This window comes from Terrabacter sp. 05T424 (assembly GCF_056396225.1).
Genome location: NZ_JBFTLB010000002.1, coordinates 112,018 through 133,791, shown reverse-complemented (window position 1 = coordinate 133,791; position 21,774 = coordinate 112,018). Strand labels below are relative to the sequence as shown.

General features: G+C 71.4%; 20 protein-coding genes. 12 read left to right on the top strand and 8 right to left on the bottom strand.

The annotated features are described in order from the left end of the window. Positions 1 to 155: 155 nt before the first annotated feature. Genes AC1DE0_RS05675 through AC1DE0_RS05665 form a run of 3 tightly spaced genes read right to left on the bottom strand, consistent with a single transcriptional unit; the run spans position 156 to position 2,973 of the window. Positions 156 to 1,214 (bottom strand): NAD(P)H-binding protein, encoded by a 1,059-nt coding sequence (locus tag AC1DE0_RS05675; protein ID WP_478098073.1) that lies wholly within the window; start codon positions 1,212 to 1,214, stop codon positions 156 to 158. Continuing rightward, positions 1,211 to 1,765, bottom strand: coding sequence for an SRPBCC domain-containing protein (locus AC1DE0_RS05670; protein WP_478098071.1), 555 nt, complete (start codon positions 1,763 to 1,765; stop codon positions 1,211 to 1,213). Before AC1DE0_RS05670 ends, AC1DE0_RS05675 begins: the two co-directional genes overlap by 4 nt. After that, entirely contained in the window at positions 1,762 to 2,973 is a 1,212-nt protein-coding gene (locus tag AC1DE0_RS05665) for a GNAT family N-acetyltransferase (RefSeq protein WP_478098069.1), read from the bottom strand. The genes AC1DE0_RS05670 and AC1DE0_RS05665 overlap by 4 nt, the downstream gene beginning before the upstream one ends. A 529-nt stretch (positions 2,974 to 3,502) precedes the next feature. Between AC1DE0_RS05665 and AC1DE0_RS05660 the strand changes: the two genes are divergently transcribed. From AC1DE0_RS05660 to AC1DE0_RS05650, 3 genes are read left to right on the top strand one after another with little or no spacing between them, the layout of a single operon-like run. Next, positions 3,503 to 5,155: a hypothetical protein gene (locus AC1DE0_RS05660; RefSeq protein ID WP_478098067.1), complete on the top strand. Its 1,653-nt coding sequence runs from the start codon at positions 3,503 to 3,505 to the stop codon at positions 5,153 to 5,155. Further along, on the top strand, positions 5,134 to 5,934 hold the full coding sequence (locus AC1DE0_RS05655) for an inositol monophosphatase family protein (RefSeq protein ID WP_478098065.1): 801 nt from the start codon (positions 5,134 to 5,136) through the stop codon (positions 5,932 to 5,934). The genes AC1DE0_RS05660 and AC1DE0_RS05655 overlap by 22 nt, the downstream gene beginning before the upstream one ends. A gap of 7 nt (positions 5,935 to 5,941) precedes the next feature. Further along, complete coding sequence (locus AC1DE0_RS05650; RefSeq protein ID WP_478098063.1) at positions 5,942 to 7,138, top strand: benzoate/H(+) symporter BenE family transporter; 1,197 nt, start codon at positions 5,942 to 5,944, stop codon at positions 7,136 to 7,138. A gap of 218 nt (positions 7,139 to 7,356) precedes the next feature. Here the strand turns inward: AC1DE0_RS05650 and AC1DE0_RS05645 are convergent, their stop codons facing one another. Continuing rightward, complete coding sequence (locus tag AC1DE0_RS05645; protein ID WP_478098061.1) at positions 7,357 to 7,989, bottom strand: hemerythrin domain-containing protein; 633 nt, start codon at positions 7,987 to 7,989, stop codon at positions 7,357 to 7,359. Positions 7,990 to 8,167: 178 nt separating this feature from the next. Here AC1DE0_RS05645 and AC1DE0_RS05640 point away from each other — a divergent pair, with 178 nt between their 5' ends. The 3 genes from AC1DE0_RS05640 (at position 8,168) to AC1DE0_RS05630 (ending at position 11,698) form a co-directional block, all read left to right on the top strand. After that, positions 8,168 to 9,592, top strand: a complete 1,425-nt coding sequence (locus AC1DE0_RS05640; protein ID WP_478098059.1) for an esterase/lipase family protein — start codon at positions 8,168 to 8,170, stop codon at positions 9,590 to 9,592. A gap of 52 nt (positions 9,593 to 9,644) precedes the next feature. Further along, positions 9,645 to 11,213, top strand: coding sequence for an HNH endonuclease signature motif containing protein (locus AC1DE0_RS05635; protein ID WP_478098057.1), 1,569 nt, complete (start codon positions 9,645 to 9,647; stop codon positions 11,211 to 11,213). 74 nt (positions 11,214 to 11,287) lie between these two features. Beyond that, positions 11,288 to 11,698 (top strand): VOC family protein, encoded by a 411-nt coding sequence (locus AC1DE0_RS05630; protein ID WP_478098055.1) that lies wholly within the window; start codon positions 11,288 to 11,290, stop codon positions 11,696 to 11,698. Positions 11,699 to 11,707: 9 nt separating this feature from the next. On the opposite strand, the gene AC1DE0_RS05625 is transcribed toward AC1DE0_RS05630, so the two are convergent. Both AC1DE0_RS05625 and AC1DE0_RS05620 read right to left on the bottom strand, forming a co-directional pair. Next, positions 11,708 to 12,511: an arylamine N-acetyltransferase family protein gene (locus tag AC1DE0_RS05625; protein WP_478098053.1), complete on the bottom strand. Its 804-nt coding sequence runs from the start codon at positions 12,509 to 12,511 to the stop codon at positions 11,708 to 11,710. A gap of 88 nt (positions 12,512 to 12,599) precedes the next feature. Next, complete coding sequence (locus AC1DE0_RS05620; RefSeq protein WP_478098051.1) at positions 12,600 to 13,655, bottom strand: Y-family DNA polymerase; 1,056 nt, start codon at positions 13,653 to 13,655, stop codon at positions 12,600 to 12,602. A gap of 97 nt (positions 13,656 to 13,752) precedes the next feature. Between AC1DE0_RS05620 and AC1DE0_RS05615 the strand changes: the two genes are divergently transcribed. Continuing rightward, positions 13,753 to 14,523, top strand: a complete 771-nt coding sequence (locus AC1DE0_RS05615) for a glycoside hydrolase family 16 protein (protein WP_478098049.1) — start codon at positions 13,753 to 13,755, stop codon at positions 14,521 to 14,523. Between the two features lie 36 nt (positions 14,524 to 14,559). On the opposite strand, the gene AC1DE0_RS05610 is transcribed toward AC1DE0_RS05615, so the two are convergent. Both AC1DE0_RS05610 and AC1DE0_RS05605 read right to left on the bottom strand, forming a co-directional pair. Then, positions 14,560 to 15,597, bottom strand: coding sequence for a patatin-like phospholipase family protein (locus tag AC1DE0_RS05610; RefSeq protein ID WP_478098047.1), 1,038 nt, complete (start codon positions 15,595 to 15,597; stop codon positions 14,560 to 14,562). A 26-nt stretch (positions 15,598 to 15,623) separates the two neighbouring features. After that, entirely contained in the window at positions 15,624 to 16,556 is a 933-nt protein-coding gene (locus tag AC1DE0_RS05605; RefSeq protein WP_478098044.1) for a sigma-70 family RNA polymerase sigma factor, read from the bottom strand. A 121-nt stretch (positions 16,557 to 16,677) separates the two neighbouring features. Between AC1DE0_RS05605 and AC1DE0_RS05600 the strand changes: the two genes are divergently transcribed. The 5 genes from AC1DE0_RS05600 (at position 16,678) to AC1DE0_RS05580 (ending at position 21,754) form a co-directional block, all read left to right on the top strand. Then, a complete protein-coding gene (locus AC1DE0_RS05600) occupies positions 16,678 to 17,016 on the top strand; it encodes a VOC family protein (protein ID WP_478098042.1) in 339 nt (112 codons plus the stop codon). Positions 17,017 to 17,275: 259 nt separating this feature from the next. Beyond that, the gene (locus AC1DE0_RS05595) at positions 17,276 to 18,385 is read left to right on the top strand and encodes a LacI family DNA-binding transcriptional regulator (RefSeq protein WP_478098039.1); all 1,110 of its coding nucleotides are present in this window, start codon (positions 17,276 to 17,278) and stop codon (positions 18,383 to 18,385) included. Between the two features lie 138 nt (positions 18,386 to 18,523). Beyond that, positions 18,524 to 19,810 (top strand): sugar ABC transporter substrate-binding protein, encoded by a 1,287-nt coding sequence (locus AC1DE0_RS05590; RefSeq protein WP_478098037.1) that lies wholly within the window; start codon positions 18,524 to 18,526, stop codon positions 19,808 to 19,810. Positions 19,811 to 19,814: 4 nt separating this feature from the next. Next, entirely contained in the window at positions 19,815 to 20,822 is a 1,008-nt protein-coding gene (locus AC1DE0_RS05585) for a carbohydrate ABC transporter permease (protein WP_478098034.1), read from the top strand. Positions 20,823 to 20,824: 2 nt separating this feature from the next. Next, positions 20,825 to 21,754: a carbohydrate ABC transporter permease gene (locus AC1DE0_RS05580; protein ID WP_478098032.1), complete on the top strand. Its 930-nt coding sequence runs from the start codon at positions 20,825 to 20,827 to the stop codon at positions 21,752 to 21,754. The last annotated feature ends 20 nt before the right edge of the window (positions 21,755 to 21,774 follow it).

The window sequence follows — 21,774 nt, the reverse complement described above, 5'->3', positions numbered from 1 at the left end:
GCACTCGACTGGTGGTGTGAGTCGAGTGCTCAGTTCCCCACGCGTCGCGACGTCGGGAACTGCGCACTCGCCTTGGGGAGTGTCGGAAAGTGGGCACTCGACTGGTCGTGTGAGTCGAGTGCGCAGTTCCCGACGCACCTCTCGGCGCCGGGAACTTAGCGACCGAAGGTCGCCGACCACGCCCAGTCGAGCACCGACCGGTGCCGCGACCACGACGGGTCGCCCGCCGACGGGGCCTGCGGGTCGCCGTCCAGGGCCGCCCCGTCGGGGGCGCCGTCACCGGCGCGCTCCGTCGCCAGCGACCTCCGGATCGCCTCGGCCACGCCAAGACGCCCCCGTTCGCGCCCGTCGGGCCCACCCGGCTGACCCAGCACGTCGGTGGCGTCCAGCTCGCCCACCATGTCGTGGCCGAGGCTCGGGATCAGCGACTGCACGGTGCCGCTCGGCACGTCGACGAGCGAGCCGGCGACGCGCGCGACCGTCTCGACCGGCGCCAGCCACACCGGCAGCTGCACGCGCAGCAGCCGGGCCTCGGCGGCATACGTGCGCAGGAGCGAGACGTAGCTGAGCCGGTCGGGCCCGACGACGTCGAGGTGGCCGGTGACGTCGGGCCGCTCGAGTGCCTCGGCCAGGAACCACACGGCGTCGGCGACGGCGACCGGCTGGATGACGGAACCGGCCATCCACGCCGGCACCGTCTGCACGACGCCGAGGCGGTGCGACATCTGGCGCATCACCTCGAAGCTCGTCGAGCCGGCCCCGATGACCATCGACGCGCGCAACGTCAGCACCGGGCAGTCTGCGGTCGCGAGCACCTCCTCGACCTCGAGCCGTGAGAGCAGGTGGTCGGACAGCTCGTCGTCGGGCAGGTCGGGCACGATGCCCGAGAAGTAGACGAGGCGGGTGGCGCCGACGACGCCGACGGCATACGCGACGTTGTCGGCGGCCCTGCGGTCGCGTTCCATGAAGTCGTCGTCGTCGAGTCCGTGCACGAGGTAACAGACGGCGTCGACACCGTCGAGGGCCGCGATGACGGCGTCCTCGTCCTGCACGTCGACGCGCCGCCACTCGACGTCGTCACCCCACGGGTATGCCGTCACGCCACCGGCAGGGCTGCGGTGCCGCGTCGCCACGACCTCGTGGCCGCGGCGGAGCAGCTCGGGAACGAGCCGGGAGCCGACGTAGCCGCTCGCGCCGACGACGGCGACCCTCATCGCCGTTTGCGGCGGAACGAGCCGAGGAGGTCGCCGGCCGAGCGGACGAGGTCGAGCGCGCCAACGTCGTCCTCCTCCTCGTCGGCCGGCAGCCGGTCGGTGACCGCCATGCAGGAGAGGAACCGCTCGATGAGTGGGTCGGAGGCGCGCTGCACGAGGCCGGTGCCGAAGTCCATCGGGAAGCCGAGGAAGACGAGGTCGGTCGCGAGGCGCGCGTGCGTGCGGCCGCCGTCGCCGTCACGCAGGGGCTCGAGCGGCTCGAGGGTGAGCGTGATGTCGATGGTGGCCTTACCGAGGCCGTGGCGCTCGCGGCCGGTCGCGGTGAGGCGGGCGTGCCGGGCCTGCTCGTCGTGCTCGGTCATCGAGCCGGTGCCGTCGAAGTACATCGACAGCGGCCCGAGCTTGGCGCGGATCTCGCCGACGAAGTCGTCGCCGTCGACCTTCGTCACCTTGGCGCCGGGGAAGCAGCGGCCGATGCGTTTGAGGTCCATGAAGTGGGCCCAGACGGCGTCGACCGGGGCGTCGAGGTCCTGGGCGTGGGCCAGCCTCACGGCAGCAGCTCCCAGTGCAGCCCGTCGCCCCAGCTGCCGTCCGCGAGCCGGTCGACCGAGTGCTCGCGCCCGAACTCGACGAAGCCGACCGAACGGAGCACGGCGTTGCTGGCCTCGTTGTCGGCGGCGGTCTCGGCGACGAGGCGTCGCACGCCGAGCCCGCCCTCGGCGGTCGGGGCGAGCGCGTGGCCGGCTGCCAGGCGCGCGGCCTCCTTCGCGGCGCCACGTCCTCGGGCACTCGGGAAGAACTGGTAGCCGAGCTCTGCGGTGTCGGTGATGGGCCCGCCGCGGCTGAAGACCGTGACGCTGCCCAGTGCGCGGTCGGTCTCGAGGTCGGCGACGCACCAGTCGATCCCCGTGCCCTCGGCCAAGTGCTCCTGGCGGCTGTGCACCCACGCCGCGAACGTGTCGGGCCGCAGGATCGAGCGTGCGGGCATCCAGTGGCTGGGGTCGTTGCGCGGCTCGATGGCGTCGACGTCGTCGAGGCGCCACGGGCGCAGGCGTACGCGTTCGCCTGCGATCGGTGCCGCTGCCAGCCACGGGTTGCTCGCCGAGCGGGGGTCGCCCGGGGTGATGCTCGCGGTCCAGGTGTCGAGCGCCGTGGTGCCGCCCATCGGGTCAGGGTGGCTCTCGGGGATGGTGCCGTGGAAGGTGAAGCCGGCGGCCCAGGCGACCCGTCGCGAGCCCCAGTTGCCGACGACGGCGCGCCAGTGCAGCCGGGTCACCGGCACGCCCCAGACGGGGGTCGAGAACGCGTGGTCGACGACGAGCCGCACGGCGCGCGACATGATGCCGTGGCCTCGAGCAGCAGGGTGCAGGCCGAAGCCCAGCTCGCCGACCGACGCGGCGCTGCCGGGCCGCAGGTCGATGGTGCCGCCGAACCGGGGGCGCCCGAGGCCGTCGGTCCACTCGATGGCCCACGACCTCGTGCCGTCGGGCGTGCCCCACGCGCGGAGGTTGCCCTCGACGAACGAGACGGCGTGCTCGCGGGAGTAGGGACGCGGGACGGTGGTCCAGCGCAGGCTCTCGGGGTCGCAGCTCTGCTCGACGACGGCGTCGGCGTCGTCGAGCGAGTGCGCCCGCAGCGTCACGACGCCGTCGGTGAGCACGGGCACGGCCGAGGGCGAGTCGGGGGCGGGCGGTGTGGGCTGGGGCTCGGCGGTCACGGCGTCAGCCTGCCAGCCGGCATACGCACTCGTCATCGGCATTGTCCTCGGCAGTGTCCTCGGCAGTGTCCTCGGCAGGTCCCGGCACCCCTTCGGGCGCTCCCCGGACGTGAAAGGCCGGGAGCCAGCATGCTGGCTCCCGGCCCAAAAGGCGCGCTTCCCCTCCACAGGCTGCGTACCGAGGCTTACCGTACCCAATGGAACGAGATATCCCTCACCCGTTGCGGGATGTTCGAACCGGCGCAACGTTGCAGGGGTTCAAGGGGACGGAGCGGGGGGCTCCGGGGATGCGCGAGGGGGTCGTCATGGGACGGCATACGGGGGCGACGTCGGCTCGGATCGAGGTCGGCGACGGCGATGCCGCACGTCTGCGCGTCGTCGCCGGTGGGACGGGAGTCCCCCCCAGATCGCGACTCCCGTCCCGGAGCATCCGGCTCGACGGCCACTCTACGAAGGGCTCGGGCCCGGGGTGGGTGACGTTGCGAGGAAAACTGCCCGACGCAACGGACGGGGCTCGGCCTGGGGCTCTCGACGCGGCGTTGGTCGCTCCGGTGCGGGGTGGGTGGGGGACGTGCTGACCGACGAGATCCGGTGGGTGCTGCGCAACGCCCGGCTGCACGCGACCGACCCCGCGCTGCGCAGCGCTGCCGGCTTCGCCCAGGGCGGGGGGCGCGCCGCCCCGGTGCACCGGGCGCAGGTCGGCCGGTGGGAGGGCGGCGGTGTGGACGTGACCCGCAACCTCGTGCGCCGCTACGAGTCGGTGCTCGAGCTGCCCGAGGGACAGCTGCTCTCGATGATCGACCTCTTCGCCCGGTCGCACGACCCGATCCGGTCGGCCGCGGCCCTGCCACCACGTGGCGAGCCCGACGTCGGGGGCACCCTCGAGCTGCTCGAGCGCGCGCTCGCTGACGACCGGATGACCGGCCTCGACTGGGACCGGCTCTCCGACCACCTCGGCCGTATGCCGCACGCGATGGTCCGCTCGGCCGACTGGGAGGCGCTCTTCCGCCGTCTCCTCGAGGAGGTCGGTCTCTGCCTCTACCTCGACTACGCCCAGCGCACCGAGGCGCTCGCGCGCCTGGCCGGGCACCCCCGCAGCGGTGGGGTCGTGGCTCGGCTCGCGGCGGAGGCGGTGGCCCGACCCGACGCGCAGTTCTACAACGACACCCTCAGCCTGCTGCAGTACACGAGGGACCCGCAGGCGCTGTCGGTCATGCTCGACCAGCTGCGTAACCCGACCAGCTCCAGTGCCCTGCGGGGCTGCCTCACCGTGCTGACCACGCTGGTCAATGGCACGCGGCTCGACGTGGACCTGCGTCGCGAAGCGGTGCGCCTCGCGGTGCAGCACCTGCGCGACCCCGACCACTCGTACCTCGTCCACCGCGGCGCCGCGAACCTCGTGCGTGCCCTGGGTCCGGCGAGCCAGCGCCTCGCGAACGTGCTCACCGCAGAGGACCGTCGGGCGGCGGCGTCGATCATCCGCGACGGCCGGGCCATGTCGGCGCAGGCCGTGCGCGAGGCGCAGAAGCGCATCCGGGCGGTGCTCGAGGCCGGGGAGGGCCGTGCCGCCGCCGGCGAGCCGGTGCTCGCCAGCCTGCTGCAGACCGCACTCGGCCAGACCAACGAGGAGGAGCGCGACAACGCGCTCGGCATCCTCATGCTGTCGCCCCAGAGCCGCATCATCGGGCGCGTGCACGCGGCCGCGTTCAGTGCGGCGGTGGACCGGGGCGACCTCGTCGCCGCCCACGAGTCGGTGAGCGTGCTGACGTGGGTGGGCCAGCCGGAGGACCTCGACATGTTCGAGCGGGTGGCTCTGTCGCCGACGACTCCCTGCTCGGTCGCGATGCAGGCGGCCTACGTCGTGGGCAACACCGTCGAGCCGGCCAACCGCAGGCGCGACGAGCGTGAGACGTCGTTCGCCCGACGCGCCGCGGAGGTGATCGCTACGGGCAGCGCCCTGGTCGGCTCCGACGACACCGAGCTGCTCCGCGGACTCGTCTACGTGCTCGGGATGCGGGGCCGCCACGACCTGATCAAGGCACTGCAGGACGCCCTTCCGGTGCCTGGCGACGACCCGCTCACGATGTCCGAGATCGCCCGCGGGGTGCTCGGCTGGTGGCTCGCCGTGCCCGACCACCTGCGCCCCCTAGCCGCCGATGGGATGCTCGTCGGCGACCGGCGTCAGGTCGCTAGGTTGGGGGCGTGCAGACGGACGAGGTGCTGAGCCTCCTGAAGGACGTGGCCGAGCAGGTCATCAACCCCCGGTTCCGGGCGCTCGCCGCGGGCGAGGTCCACGAGAAGCGCCCCGGCGACCTCGTCACCGACGCCGACCGCGAGGCCGAGGTCCTCATCAACGCCGCACTGAGCGGGGCCTACCCCGACGCGACGATCCTCGGCGAGGAGACCTTCGCCGGCGACCCCGACCTGATCCACCGGTATGCCGTCGCCGACCACGCCTTCACCGTCGACCCCGTCGACGGCACGAAGAACTTCGTCCACGGGTCCAAGGACCACGCGGTCATGGTCAGCGAGACGGTGCGCGGTGAGGCGGTGCGGGCCTGGATCTGGCAGCCGCAGCACGAGCTCGCCTTCGTCGCCGAGCGCGGCGCCGGCACCTGGCGGCACGATGCCGACGGGTCACGGCGCCTCACGGTGCCCCCGAGCCCCGAGGGTGGCCTGCGCGGGCGCACGTCCCGTCGCAAGTGGATCGGCAAGGCGCTCCACGGTCTCGAGCCGATGACGCTGACGTGGGTGTCGTGCGGCATCGACTACCCCAAGCTCGTCGAGGGTGAGGCCGACTACATCCTCTACGCGAAGGCGTCGCCCTGGGACCACGTGCCCGGATCGCTGCTGCTCTCCGAGGCCGGCGGGATGCTGGGCACCACTGCAGGACAGGCGTACTCGCCTCGCGACCTCACGCCTCCGGGACTCGTGGCCGCGGGGAGCCCCACGGCCTTCGACGACGTATGCCGTGCGCTCGCGTCGAGCGACCACCTCCGCTGAGCCGTCCGTGACGTCACCCGCGGGGTCGTCCGCATCGACCGCGCACGCGGTGCTGGCCGGCGTCGTCTGCGGCCTGGTCGGCTTCACGAGCTCCTTCGCCGTCGTGCTGACCGGTCTCCAGGCCGTGGGCGCGAGCCCGGAGCAGGCCGCTTCGGGACTGCTCGTCCTCTGCGTGACCATGGGCCTCGGCTGCGTGCTCTTCTCGTGGCGGCTGCGGATGCCGATCACGATGGCGTGGTCGACGCCGGGTGCAGCCCTGCTCGCGGCCGCCACGGTGCCGGCGGGCGGGTTCGCCACCGCGGTGGGCGCTTTCGTCGTGTGCGGAGTGCTCATCGCCCTTTGTGGACTGGTGCGACCGCTCGAGCGGCTCGTCGAGGCGATCCCGACCGGCCTCGCGAGCGCGATGCTCGCGGGTGTGCTGCTCACGCTCTGCGTGGCACCGTTCCGAGCTGTTGTCACCTCACCTTCGGCGATCGCTCCCGTCATGGTCACGTGGCTGGTGCTCGTCGCGTTCGCCCGGCGCTGGGCGGTCATCGGGGCGCTCGTCGCGGCGATCGTGGTCATGGGCGTCCAGGGGGTGTTCGGCCGACTCGACCTGGCGACAGCGGTCCCCGCGGTCGTTCCGGTTGCGCCGGCGTTCGACGCCGCGGCGCTCGTCGCCATCGCCCTGCCGCTCTTCGTCGTGACGATGACGAGCCAGAACATCCCGGGCATGGCAGTGCTCGCGTCGTTCGGCTACCGACCCGGCATGCGCGCGCCGCTGCTCTACACCGGTGGCGCCACGGCGGTCGGCGCCGTCGGCGGGGCGCACGCCATCAACCTCGCCGCGATCTCGGCCGCACTCGCCGCCGGACCCGAGGCGCACCCCGACAGGAGTCGCCGCTGGGTCGCCGGCGTCGCGTGCGGTGTCACCTACATCGCGTTCGGGCCGTTGGCCGGACTCGTCACAGCCGCAGCGCGATCCGCCCCCCACGGACTCATCGAGACCATTGCGGGGCTCGCGCTGCTCGGCACGTTCGCAGCGTCGGCCGCGGCGGCGCTCGCCGACGCGGGATCTCGCGAGGCGGGCGCGGTCACGCTCGTCGTCGCGGCGTCCGAAGTGACCGTCGCCGGGGTCGGCGCCGCCTTCTGGGGACTGGTCGCCGGAATGGTGGTCCTCGCCGCCCTCCGCATCGAGCGCAGCCGCCGACACCCCCACACCTGACGCCCGCGCGCCCCCAGTCGAGTGCGCAGTTCCCCACGCGCCGCCCAGGTCGAGTGCGCAGTTCCCGACGCCCCGCCCAGGTCGAGTGCGCAGTTCCCGACGCGCCCGGCCCAGTCGAGTGCCCATTCAGGTGTCGGAAAGTGGGCACTCGACCGGGAGGGGGCGGCGCGGGACTGGGCGTGGGGGCCGGAGTGGGGCGGACGGCATACGTCCTCTTGTCAGTCCTCGGCTGCCTCGGCCGACGACTTCTTCGAGCGCGCGGCGCGAGCGCGACCGGTCGTCGCGGCCTTCTTCGCGTCACGGGCCGCCTTCTTGGCGGTCGCAGAGGCCTTCGTCGACTTCGCGCCCCTGACGTAGGCTTTCGGGTCCTTGTCCTTCGGCGTGATGCCATCTGACCAGCGCAGCGCCTCGTGGCGGAGGAACTGGACCGCGATCTCGTGTCGCAGCTCGAGCGTCGCCTGCTGCCGGAAGTCGGCAAGGTCCTGCCGCTCCTCCTCGCCCATGTGATCACTGTTGTGCACGTTCGCGTCGACGACCGCTCGCCACCACGCCTCGGAGCCGGTGCGGCAGCGGCCGACCTTGCGCACCGCCTGACGGATCTCGTTGTGGTCCTTGACGGCGTCCTCGACCTCCTCGTCGACGGACTCGGCGTCGGCGCCTCCCGTGCCGAGCCGGAGCAGCTCGGGGTAGAAGTACTTCTCCTCGGCCTCCGCGTGCACCTCGAGCAGGATCTCGAGCCGCTTCCAGACGGCGGCCAGACCCTCGTGGTCGTCGCGCGGCCACTCCTCGAGCATCGAGAACATGCGTCGTTGCTCGTCGTGCTGGCGGAGGATGACGTCGGTGATGTCCACGGGTGGCCTCTCTGTCGTCCGGGGCGTGGCGGATCCACGGAGTTGGGACTCTGGTCAACCCATACCCGCCGACGAGTGACCGGACTGCCCGTTTCGCGTATCACTGCTGCGGGTCGGTGCCACCGTTGGTCGGGGGAGTTCACCGACAGGTCACCGGAACGGACGGATGGTGGGTCGCATGACGAGCAACGACCTCGTGGTGGTGCTCCCGGGCATCACTGGCAGCACTCTCGGAGTCAGGGGAGACGACGGGTCGCCCGCGAGTGCGAACCTCATATGGGCGCCGAGCGCCGGGGCGGTGTGGAAGCTGCTGACGGGCGGCACCTCGATCCTCGAGAAGGAGCTGCCCGACGGCATCGGCGACGGGCATCCCGGTGACGGCGTCGAACCGGTCGCCCTCATGCCCGACGTGCACGTGCTGCCGGGCATCTGGACGCCGATCCGCGGCTACGACGTGCTCGTGAAAGCCCTTGAGGCGCAGGGGTACTCGCGTGACGGCGCCGGTCGGGCGCCCTCGCTCATCGCGTACGCGTACGACTGGCGCCTGTCGAACCGCTACAACGGCGAGCGGCTGAAGTCGGTCGTCGAGCCGGCCCTCGAGAGGCTGCGCGGGCAGGGCGGGGCGTATGCCGACGCCAAGGTGGTCTTCATCTGCCATTCCATGGGTGGCCTGGTGGCGCGCTGGTACATCGAGAAGTGCGGTGGCGCGGAGGTCACGCGCAAACTCATCACCCTGGGCACGCCCTGGCGAGGCGCGACCGACGCCCTGGAGCAGCTGGTCAACGGCGTGAAGAAGGGCATCGGGCCGCTGTCGATCGACCTCACGGCGTTCTCACGACGTATGCCGTCGCTCTTCCAGCTGCTTCCGGAGTACGCGTGCATCGCCGCCGGGGACGGGTGGGCGAAGACGACAGAGGTCTCCGTGCCGAACGTCAGCACCGCGATGGTCGCCGACGCGATGGCCTTCCACGCCGACCTGCAGGCAGCCGAGACGGCGCGGGCAGCGAGCCGCACGATGACGCACATGGTCGTCGGGGTGCGGCAGCCCAGCCAGACGACGGTGACGCTGCGCGACGGCAAGGCGTTCACGTCGCAGACGTTCGGCAGCGAGAACGACTACGGGGACGGAACGGTGTCGCTCACGGGGGCGGTCGGTCTGGGGGAGGCGCTCGACACCAACCTCGCAGTGCGGGTGCCCGAGCAGCACACGAACCTCCAGTGCAACCCGTTCGTCCTCGACCAGATCCAGGAGATCCTCACGGCGCAGCCGGTGCGCAGGCGCGACGAGCTCAAGGACACGACGGTGCGGGCGACGGTGCCCGACCTGATCACGACGGGCCAGGCACTGAAGGTGGGCTTCGACCTCGAGTCCGAGGTGGGCGGCGACGAGCCGCCGCGCAAGGCGGTGGCCGTGACGGTGCGCAGCGCCAAGGGCAAGGTGCTGGGCAGGGTCGAGCCGACGCTGCGCAAGGGGCACGGAGTCGCCACGTTCGCCGACCTCCCGGCCGGCACGCACACGGTCGTGGTCGAGGGCGCCGAGAAGAGCTCGTCGGTGCGACCCGTCACCTCCACGACCGTCGTCTGGCCGAAGCCGCCGCGCTGAGGGGTGTGGACAAGCGGGGCGGACTGTCAGCGGTCGAACATATGATCGAACCATGACGACAGTGGCCGTGATCGAGCGAGGCGCAGGAGCCCCTGCTGCGTGCGACGTCGCCACCGGGGCGGTGGGCGGTCCTGGTGCGGCAGCCGGCTCGGTGCCGCTGGCGTCGGTGGACGTCCTGGAGCTGGCGGGCCTGCACGACCTGCCCGGGCTCGCGGCCCGGCTGGCGGCGATGGCCGCCGAGCTGCGCCTCATCGCGCGCAACACACCAGTCTGGACGATGCCAGAGGCCGGGCTCGGCGATGCCATCGAGCAGGCGCAGGCGGTCCGCGAGATGGCCCATAGCCTGTCGGCGGTGCTGGCTGCGGAGGTGAGCTCGCGTGGGCTCGCGGAGGCGGCGGGGCTTTCCCGCAACGACTGGGTGGCGGGGCACGCGCCCGGCCTGGCAGCCGGGGCGTCGGCCGCGCTCACCGCTGTCGGTGCGGCGATGAACGACCCGCGGTGGGTGGGTCTGGCCGGTCGCGTGCGCGATGGTTCGGTGTCCGTCGACCAGGCAGCGGTGATCGTGCGGTTCCGCGGCGACGTCATCACCTTCGCCGATCCGGTCCAGGTCGAGCAGGTCGTCGACGCCATGGTCGAGGCTGCTCCCCAGCTGGGAGTGCGAGAGCTGCGCCGCCTGGCTGCCCATGGGCGAGCGAGTTTGCGTCCGCCTGAGCAGGTGGATGACGAGGCGCAGCGGCTGCGCGGGGCACGGTCGCTCACCAAGGTCGGTCGATGCGCCGGGATGACGGAGTACCTCTGGCGTCTCGACCCCGAGGGGTCCGCGATCCTCGACGCAGCCGTCGACGCGCTTGCCCGGCCACGGCCCGATCTCGACTGGAGCGGCTTGGCCGCGCAGCCGCCCGGCGCCAAGGATGGTGCAGGTGCAGGCGCAGGCGCAGGCGCAGGCGCAGGTGCTGCTGCTCGTGCAGGGGCAGATGCAGTGGCTGGTGCTGGTGCTGGTGCTCGTGCAGGTGCTGGTGCTGGTGCAGTGGCCGGTGCTGGTGCGGGTTTCGATGCGGGTGCCGCTGCCGACGCAAGGCGGTCGGTCGACCCGAGGTCTCCCGCGACCCGGCGGGCAGACGCTGCGCTCGAGCTGATCCAGCGAGCGGTCGCAGCGCCGCAGGGCGTGACGCGGACGCCGCGCACGAAGCTGGTCGTGACGATGTCGCTCGACGCGCTGCTCGACCGGCTCCGCGGCGCCGGGGTGGCCGACAACGACGAGGTGCTCTCGGCGTCGACGGTGCGGCGGGTCGCGTGCGAGGCGGAGATCCTCCCCACGGTTCTGGGCGGGCCGTCACAGGTCCTCGACATCGGCCGCACCGACCGCTATTTCACTCCTGCGCAGCGCCTGGCGCTGGCTCAGCGTGACCACGGGTGCAGCTATCCAGGCTGCACGGTGCCGTCTCAGTGGTGCGAGGCCCACCACGTCGTGCACTGGCTTCACGGAGGCGCCACCGACTTGTGCAACGGGGCATTGCTGTGCGGGCGGCACCACACGATCGTCCACCAGCTCGGGCTGACCGCGACGGTCCTGCCCGACCAGGTCATCTGGCACGTCCCCGAGGAGCATCGACGATGGTGACCCGTCTTCGACGGGCAGGGCGGGGCGAAGGAGACGCGGGTGCCGTGTCACTCCACGATGGTTCAGTGGAGGGCATGACCACTTCTGACAACACCGCCTCGAAAATCGGTTGGGACTGCGTGGCCCTCGACTGCGCCGACGCGGCCGGCGTGGCCCAGTTCTACGCCGACCTGCTCGGCGGGCGAGTTGAGGCCGACCCCGATGGCGACTGGTTCAACGTGCTCTGGGACGGGCCGCGGATCGCCACCCAGCTCGCTCCCAACCACGAGTCACCCGACTGGCCGCGCGGCCACCAGCAGGCGCACCTCGACTTCGTCGTCATCGACATCGCTGCCGCCCACGAGCGGGTTCTCGAGCTCGGTGGCGTGGCACTCGATCCCGTAGACGCGCCGCGGCCCGAGCCCGAGCGCGGCTTCCGCGTCTATGCCGACCCTGCAGGGCACCCGTTCTGCCTCTGCCGCCCGACCCAGGACGCCTGGGACTGACCCCACGACCTACCCGGCTGGGAGCACGATGCCGAAGTGGTGGGCGAGCGCGACCAGCACCGCGGCTTCGTCCTCCAGCTCGACTTCGTCGCGGTGCCCATGGGCGGTCGTGATGAGCCGCGTGCCGCTGAGTGTGATGCGTCCGGTCGGGGTGAGCATCGACGCGAGGCGCGCGCGGGTGAAGTGGCTGTCGGGTGAGCTCTGCTGCCACTCGTTCCGCTCGGCGAAGTCGTCGAGCGGATGTGACGTCGTCGTGAAGACGAACCGGTCGCGCCAATCCTCCCCGTCACGGCGCTCGCGCGAGACCCAGAGCTCACCGCGCCTCACCAGACCGACGGACAGGCCGCGCTCGCGTCGTTCGAAACCATCGACCAGCGCTAGCGGCTCGACGAACCCGTCGCCGAACCCGACGTCGGCCAGCACCGCCTCGGGGAGGTCGGGCGAGGACACCACCAGGGCCAGGTGGTCGTACTCGTCAGTGAGGCCGCCGTCGGCCCTGGTCACACGGGCCGACACGAGGTCGACGGCATACCCGAGCCGGCGAAGAAGCAGGCCGAAGAGCCCGTTGAGCTCGTAGCAGTAGCCGCCACGGCGCTCGTCGACGATCTTGCTCCAGAGCGAGGTTCGGTCGAGGCGGATCGGTCGCCCCAGGCCGATGTCGAAGTTCTCGAACGGCACGGTCAGCAGATGGGCGCGGTGCAGCGACGCCAGTGCGGCAAAGGTCGGAGCCTCGGGTGCTGGAACGCCGATGCGCCGCAGGTACGCCGCCGCTTCCTCGGCAGTGAGGGCTTCCGTCGTCGTGGGTGCAGTCACCCGCCCATGCTGCGACCTCGAGCCCCCTTGAGGTCAAGCCCTCCCCCCAGCGAGGGGCTGGCGTGGCGTGGCGTGGCCGGCGTGGTGGTCAGACCGTGCCGGCTGGGGGCGGGCTCGATGTCGGCGTGGTCGGCATTGGGAGCGGCAGGGTCACCCCGACCATCGTCACTCCGCGCCCGTCCCACTCGTAGCCCGTGTGGTCGAGCAGCTCGATGGCGGCGCCACGCAACGTGTCCGCGTCAAGCGTTGGCACCCCGAGTGGCCCCCGCTCGAGCACTTGCGTGCCGTCGTCGTAGCGGACGAACACCTCGAGCCGACTCGGCAGGCGAGGCGGTTCGTCGAGGCCGGCCACCCGCGCGACTGCACGGCCGACGCACTCGTCGAGGACAGCGACGACCTTGGACCGCGTACGCGTGGACGGCAACGACCGGCTCGCACTCACGGATCGCCGTGGGCCGGGCAGCCGGATCGTCGCGTCGTCGGTGCCGCGCGCGATCGACACGAGGCGGCGTGCCATGGCCGTGGTGACGACGCGCTTGAGGTCGTCCTCCGACAGGCCGTGCAGGTCGGAGACGACGAAGAGCCCTGCGGCGTGGAGCTTCTCGTACGTCGCCGGCCCGACGCCCCACAGGTCGTCGAGCCGCAGCCGCGGCCGCACCCGGGACTCGAGCTCGGCGTCGACGACGACCACGCCGTCAGGCTTGGCGCGCCTGCTCGCGAGCTTGGCCATGAGCTTCGTGCGGCCGGCCCCCACCGACACGGGAAGACCGACCTCAGCTCGTGCGGCGGCTCGCAACGCGTATGCCATGCCGCTCACGTCGCCGCGGTCGCGGCCGGTCACGTCGAGGAACGCCTCTTCCATCGAGCCCGGCTCGACGAGCGGTGTGAACCGGCGGAAGAGGTCGAAGAGCAGAGCCGACGCCTCCTCGTAGGCCTCCGACCGGTAGCCCGTGACGAGGACATCGGGCCACCGGCGCTGGACCTGGCGCAGCGGCATACCGGCGTGGATGCCCAGCGCGCGTGCCTCGTAGGACGGGCACGCGACGACCTCGTGGGCGACGACCATCGGACGGCCGCGCAGACGGGGGTCGTCGCGCTGCTCGACCGAGGCGAAGAACGCATCGGCGTCGGCGTGGAGGATCACACCTCCACTCTGGCGGCCGCCGCCGACAGTGCAGAGCCACCGCATGGACGGCCCGGAAACCTGCGGGCTCGCCGGCCGTTCGCGCGAGGATGTCCACATGGCCGATGACCGTGTGCTCGTCTTCGAGGACCACTTCGACGGCACCGAGCTCGACCCGACGACGTGGGTGCCGCACTACCTGCCCGCCTGGAGCTCGCGCGCCGAGACCGAAGCCGCCTACGACGTGCGCGACTCGTGCCTGCACCTGCGGGTCCCCGTCGACCACCCGGTCTGGTGCGCGGGCGAGCACCTGCCGCCGATCCGCGTCTCGGGCATCCAGTCGGGCAGCTGGTCGGGCCCAGCCGGCAGCACGCAGGGCCAGCAGCCGTTCCGCGACGGTCAGGTCGTGCGCGAGGAGCAGCCCGAGCACCGCGGCTGGCTTCCCGACGGTGGGTGGGTCGAGCTGCGTGCCCGGGCCGTCGTCTCGCCCCGCTCGATGGTCGCGCTGTGGATGGTCGGCTTCGAGAAGACGCCTGAGGAGTCGGCGGAGATCTGCGTGACCGAGATGTTCGGCGATGCGGTCGAGCCGGGCGTCTCGACCGCCGTCGGCATGGGCCTGCACCCGTTCCGCGACCCGGAGGTCAGCGAGGACTTCGCGGCCCCGCGCCTGCCGATCGACCTCGCCGAATGGCACACGTATGCCGTCCGGTGGGACCGCGACCGTGCGGACTTCCACGTCGACGGCGCTCTCGTGCGGTCGTGCCCTCGTCCGCCGGACTACCCGCTGCAGCTCATGCTCGCGACGTTCGACTTCCCGGAGAAGTCCGTGGGAGACGACGGCCATCTCGTCCCTGAGCTCGTCGTCGACTGGGTGCGCGGCTACGCCTAGCCCGGGAGGGCGGGGCCAAAGGACCCGGTGAGGTCCTCAGTAGCCGGCGTGGTCGAGGGCCTCGGTCGTCAGCTGGCGGCCGAGCTCGATCATCTCGGCGGCGCGGTGGAAGTCGAGGGTGCGCACGGCGTTCGACGGCACGGTGACGAGCACGTCCGGCGGGTTGCTCGCCATCCGGTAGCGGGAGATGAGCGCACTCATCGTGTCGAACGACATGTTGAGCAGGTCGACGAGCCCGACATCGGCCTGCCCGAGCACGAACGCCTCGCTCGGGGTCTGCGGCACGACGAGCGTCGCCTCGGCCAGGGCGTTGTCCGTCGGGCCCGGGACGCCGTCAGCCGGGCTCGCGGCGAGGGAGCTCTCGGAGTCTCGGGCGTAGCCGCCGAGCCGGCTCGTGATCCCCCGGAACCGCTCGGACTCGAGCACCTCCGTCGCGCTGCGCCGCAGCCGGCTCGTCCACTCCTCGCGCGGCACCGGCTCGGACGACTCCTTGACCGGAGCGGCACCGGCCGCCGACCGCATACCCGACAGCGACACCGCGATGGTCACGTCCACCGACGCCGCCGCGGTCGGCTCGATCGGGATCGGGTTGATGAGGCCGCCGTCGACGAGCACGCGACCGTTGATGACCGCGGGGGTGATGACGCCCGGGATGGCGATCGAGGCCCGGATCGCGTGCTCGACCGGCCCGCGCTGGAACCACACCTCGCGCCGTGCGTTGATGTCGGTCGCGACCGCCGTGTAGGGGATCGGCAGCTTCTCGATGGTCGCACCATCGAGGATCTCGCCGACCTTGCCGATGATCCGCTCGGCCCGGATCGCCCCTCCGGCGCCGCTGAGGGTCAGGTCGAGCAGCCGCCACACCTCGCGCTGCGTGAGGCTGCGCGCCCACTCCGTGTACGCCTCGAGCTTGCCCGCCGCTGCCACCCCGCCGACGAGCGCGCCCATCGACGTCCCGGCGATCGACACGACGTCGAAACCCCGCTCGCCCAGCACCTCGAGCGCGCCGATGTGGGCGTAGCCGCGGGCCCCGCCCGACCCGAGGACGACTGCTGCACGCATACGGTCTGCCACGACCTCGACCCTACGACCGGGCTGTGTCAGTCGCGCAGGTAGTAGATCTCCAGCGACTCGAGCCAGGCCTCGTCACCGAGCATGTCGATGGCCGTGACGAGTCCGTCGGTGACGGTGAACCGGAAGGCCACCCTCGACTTGCCGCGCAGGGCCCACACCAGACCGATGCCGCCGTCGAAGGCAGCGAGCCGCGCGGACTGGGCCCCGCCGTTGAAACGACCCGCCACGGCCTCGGGTCCGACGAGGCGGTCGGGCGAGCCCATGGCGGCGGACGCGGCGTCGGAGGTGAGCACGACGTCGGGGTCGAGCAGCTCGAGCAGGGTCGCGAGGTCGCCACCGCGTGCGGCGTGCAGGAAGGCGCTGACGACGGCCCGCTGCCGCTGACCCTCGGGCCCGCCCCCGCCGGCGCTCTCGACCTCCGCCTCCGAGTCGGCGGCGCGAACCCGTCGGCGCGCCCGGCTCGCGAGCTGGCGGGTGGCGGCGGGGGAGCGGTCGATGATGTCGGCGATCTGCTCGAACGGCATGCCGAAGAGGTCGTGCAGCACGAACGCGAGGCGTTCGGCGGGACCGAGCGTGTCGAGCACGACGAGCAGCGCGACGCCGACGCTGTCGGCGAGCTCGGCCTCGTACGCCGGGTCGGGCGTGCGCGCGGTCGGGTGGGCGGCGCGCTCGCTCTCGGTGAGCTCGGCGAGCCCCGCGTCCCAGCTGTCCTCGCGGCGTGAGGCGCGCGACCGCAGCATGTCGAGGCTGATCCGGCCGACGACGGTGGTGAGCCAGCCGCCGAGGTTCGCGACGTCGCTCGTGTCGCTGCGGCGCAGGCGCAGCCAGGCCTCCTGCACGGCGTCGTCGGCGTCGGCCGAGGAGCCGAGCACCCGCTGGGCCACGGCGCGCAGCCGGGGCCGGTGCTCCTCGAAGTCACGCGCCAGCCACTGCTCCCGCGTCAGGTTCTCGTCGTCCATCCCCGTCACATCCTCGTCTCGTGGTCCGTCATAGCACTGACGAGCCGGAGCCACCCGATGTGACACCGCGCTCGTGGAAACCAGGCAAACCAGGAAAACCACGAGAACCAAGGAGAGACCGATGTCTGCCGTGAACACCCTCATCTACCCCGTTGCCGACCTCGACGCCGCCAAGCGGGTCTTCACCGCCCTGCTCGGGGTGGCGCCGCACACCGACCAGCCCTACTACGTCGGCTACAACGTCGACGGCCAGGAGCTCGCCCTCGACCCCAACGGTCACCGCAAGGGCATCACGGGCGCCACGCCGTTCTGGTCGGTCGACGAACTCGAGACGACGATCGCCGCTCTCGTCGAGGCGGGGGCCACGGTGACGCAGCAGCCCACCGACGTCGGCGGTGGCCGCCGCACGGCCTCGCTGGCCGACGCCGACGGCAACATGATCGGCCTCATGCAGGACTGATTCGTCCACTTTCCGGGCGTCCGGTTCTCCGCGCGTGTCGCGACGGACCGGGCGCCCTCACATTTATGAAAACGACTGTGGGACAAGCAAATGCACGCCGATTGCGTACGCCCCCGGGTGGCCCTTCCGAGCCGCCGCCCGGCGGCGTCGTGGCGCGCGGGTCTTGCGCCGGCCCGCGGACCTGTGCAGTATGGAAAGGCAGATGTAAGCGCTTACAGAGCGCGAACGACTCAACGACGAGACGCGAGAGGTGGGACCAGTGGCAACGGCACGCAAGCAGAACCCGGCCGCGACCTCCACGCCCGCCGTCTCCGCCGCCCACCCCGCGCCCAGCGCGGCGAACCACCCGGGCGCCACGATCTACTCGGTCGCCGAGCGGGCCGGCGTCTCGATCGCCACCGTCTCGCGGGTCCTCCAGGGCGCGGGCACCGTCTCGGCCAAGACGACGCAGAAGGTGCTCGATGCCGTCGACGAGCTCGACTACGTGCCGCTCGGCGCCGCCCGCAGCCTCGCCGTCCGACACCACGAGGCCCACGGCCTCGTGCTGCCCGAGCTCACCGGTCCCTACTACTCCGAGCTGCTCATGGGCTTCGAGTCCCGCGCCGCCGAGCTCGGCCAGAGCGTCACGCTCATGCTGACCGAGGGCAAGGCCGACATCGCCCGCGCAGTGCGCCAGCTCGCCACCCACGTCGACGCCATCGCCGTGCTCGGCTCGGCCGCCATGCCGCCCGCCGTCGCCAAGGCGCTGCACGGCAAGAAGCCGGTCGTCATCATCGCCGGGTCGCCGCAGGAGGGCATCGAGAGCGTCGGTGCCGAGAACGCCCACAGTGCCCAGAAGCTCACCGAGCACGTGCTCGGCCACGGCCGGCGCCAGCTCCTCTTCGTCGGTGACCCCGACGGCGCCCCCGACATCCGCGAGCGCCACGCCGGCTTCGTCGCCGCCCACCACGCCCAGGGTCTCGAGCCCGCCGAGCCGGTGCGCGTCCCCTTCCGCGAGGGTGAGGGCGAGGCCGTCGCCGAGCGCATCCTCGCCGGCGAGATCACCGCCGACGCACTGGTGTGCGCGAACGACGAGCTCGCCCTGTCGATCATGAGCCACCTGCAGGACGCCGGCCGCGACGTGCCCGGTGACATCGCGGTGGTCGGCTGGGACGACGTCATGACGTCCCGCTACGTGCGTCCGGGTATGACCACCGTGCGCCAACCCGTCCGTGAGCTCGGGGCGCTCGCGGCCGAACGTCTTCACCAACGGGTCCACGGGGCCGAGCTGCTCGCTGCGCCGCGCGTCCTCCCGACCCAGGTGATCATCCGAGGCTCCTGCGGCTGTGCGGCCGCGCCTCGCGCCACCCCACCCACCCGCGCGACCTGACGGCATACGCCCACAGCCCGTCCCACCGGGCGCCCTCCATCCACCCAGCCCACCCCCAGAACGCCCCCAGAACCACCACCACCTCCACCCCCTGAAACCCCGCTCGTCTCGAAGAGCACACAAGGAAGTGAGACACCGATGAGACGCACCACAGCCATCACGGTCGCCTGCATGACGGCCGCCGCCCTCACCGTGACCGCCTGCGGTCGCGACGGCGAGAACGGCGGCTCCGGCGCGGCCCAGACGGGCGCTGCGGTCAGCTCCGGCAAGGCCACCGGCGAGATCACCGTCTGGGCCATGGGCGCCGAAGGTGACAACCTGCCCAAGCTCACCAAGGACTTCGAGACGGCCAACCCCGGCGTCAAGGTCAAGGTGACGGCGATCCCGTGGGACGCCGCCCACGACAAGTTCACCGCCGCGATCGCTGCCGGCAAGACGCCCGATGTCGCCATGGTCGGCACCACGTGGATGGGCGAGTTTGCCGCGAGCGACGCGCTCGACCCCACGCCCGCCCAGGTCGACAAGTCCGCCTTCTTCGAGGGCGCGCAGAAGACGACCGAGGTCAACGGCACCTCCTACGGCATCCCCTGGTACGTCGAGACCCGCGTGCTCTTCTACCGCAGTGACCTCGCCAAGAAGGCCGGCTACGACGCCGCCCCCACCGACTGGCAGGGCCTCAAGGACATGGCCAAGGCCATGCAGACCAAGGCCGGCGCCAAGTGGGGCATCGGCCTGCAGGCCGGCGGCGAGGGCTCCTGGCAGACCCTCATGCCGTTCGCGTGGTCCGACGGCGCCGACCTGACCAAGGACGGCGGCAAGGCGTACAACTTCGACAGCCCGCAGATCCTCAAGGCTGCGCAGTACTACCAGTCGTACTTCACCGACGGCATCTCCAACAAGGCCGCCCCGGCGACCCCGACCACCGAGCCGGACTTCGCCAAGGGCACGGTCCCGATGTTCATCTCCGGTCCGTGGATGATGTCCGCGGTCGAGAAGGTCGGCGGCGCCGGCTTCAAGGACAAGTACAACGTCGCGCCGATCCCGGCCGGCTCGTCGGGCTCCTCGTCGTTCGTCGGCGGCTCGAACTTCGTCGTCTTCAAGAACACGAAGAACCGCGACACGTCCTGGAAGTTCGTCAACTGGCTCGCCGACCCCAAGGTCCAGTCGAAGTGGTATACCCTCTCGACCGACCTCCCGTCGGTGAAGAGCGCCTGGCAGGACCCGGCCCTCGCGTCCGACAAGAAGCTCGCCGTCTTCGGCAAGCAGCTCGAGACCGCCAAGGCCCCGCCGTCGTTCCCGACGTGGGAGCAGGCCGTCAAGGCGCTCGACACCGAGATGGAGAAGGTCACCAAGAGCGGCGAGGACCCGGCGACCGGTCTCAAGAACGCCCAGCAGCAGGCCGACTCAATCGGCACGGGCATGTGATCGCATGACCGCCCAGACCGGCACGACCGGGTCCCCCACCGGACCCGTGACGCCAGCTCCGGCCGCAGCCCCGGGGCGACCTGACGACAGGTCGCCCCGGGGGGTGGGCGACGGAGGCTCCCGGCGCCGGGGAACGTCCCGGGGCCGGGAGGGCCGGGCGGCGTGGGTCCTCGCGATCCCCTTCTGCCTGCTCTTCCTCGCCTTCACGGCGTGGCCGGTGGCCCAGTCGCTCTTCATGAGCATCACCGACACGAAGGCGCGCGACCTGCGAAAGCCCTTCTCGGTCAACATCATCGGGCTCGACAACTTCACCAAGGCGCTGTCCGACCCGATCTTCCGCAAGGCCGCCGCCAACACGGCGTACTTCGTGCTCGTCGGGGTGCCCCTGACTCTCGTCCTCGCCCTGACCGCCGCCCTCGCGCTCGACAAGGGGATCACGCGGTTCCGTGCGATCTTCCGACTCGGCTTCTACATGCCGGTCATCACCTCGATCGTCGCGGTGGCCGTCGTGTGGCGCTTCCTGCTGCAGGACCCGGGCGGCCTCATCAACACCGCCCTCGGCTGGGTCGGTATCACCGGCCCGAACTGGCTCGGCGACCCGAACTGGTCGATGCCCGCGCTCATCATGATGGCCGCGTGGCGCAACTTCGGAACGGCGATGATCATCTTCCTCGCCGGCCTGCAGGCCGTGCCGGCCGAGCTGCACGAGGCCGCCGCCATCGACGGCGCCAACGCCCGGCAGCGCTTCCGCCACGTCACCCTGCCGCTGCTGCGACCGACCCTGCTCTTCGTCATGGTCACCACCTCGATCGGCTACCTCCAGGTCTTCGAGGAGCCCTTCGTGATGACCAAAGGCGGGCCGCTCAACAGCACCATGACGGTGTCCTACTACACGTACCAGCAGTTCGGATTCGGCAACTACGGACTGGCGTCGGCCATGAGCTACCTCATCTTCGTGGTCATCGCCATCGTCACCGCGCTGCAGTTCCGGCTGCTCCGAGAGAGGACCTGACCATGTCCGTCGACACCGCACCACGCCCTGTCGGCAAGCCCGGTCAGTCCGGTCCGGCTCGCTCCGGGGGCTCCGGGAGCCGCGCGGGCAAGCCCCGCTCCGGCATGGTCGGCTCGAGCCAGGGCGGCCGCTGGTGGCTCTACCTGGTCCTGACCGTCGCCCTGCTGGCCGTCATCGCACCCTTCGTCTGGATGGTGCTCGGCAGCTTCAAGGGTGAGGGTGAGCTCCGGCAGGTGCCGCCGACCTGGCTGCCCGAGAGCGCCTCGCTCGACAACTACACGCAGCTGTTCGACAAGCTCAACTTCGGGCAGTTCTTCACCAACTCGATCGTCGTCGCGGTCGTCGTGACCGCCGGCAACCTCATCTTCTGCTCGATGCTCGGCTATGCCCTCGCGATGCTCGACTTCAAGGGCAAGAAGTTCATCTTCACGGCCGTCATGACCACACTCATGATCCCGGGCGTCGTCACGTTCGTCCCGCTGTTCGTGCTCGTCGCGAACGCCGGTCTCATCGACACGCTGCCCGGCCTCTTCCTGCCGTTCCTCGTCAGCCCGTTCGGCGTGTTCCTCATGCGCCAGTTCATCCTCGGGCTGCCCAAGGACCTGCTCGACGCCGGCCGCGTCGACGGTGCGGGTGAGCTGAAGATCTTCTGGAAGATCATCCTGCCGCTCTGCGGACCCGCCCTGGCGACGCTCGGCATCCTGACCTTCCTCGGCAGCTGGAACAACTTCCTCTGGCCGCTCGTCGTGGCCCAGTCCGAGGAGCGCTACACCCTCCCCGTGGCCCTCGCGCTCTACTCCACCGGCCAGAACAGCACCAACTACGGCCTGCTCCTCGCCGGAGCGACGGTCGTCATCGTCCCGATCCTCGTGGTCTTCCTCATCTTCCAGAAGCGCTTCATCGAGGGCATCGCCACGACCGGTCTCAAGTGACCAAGTGAACCGAACCCAGT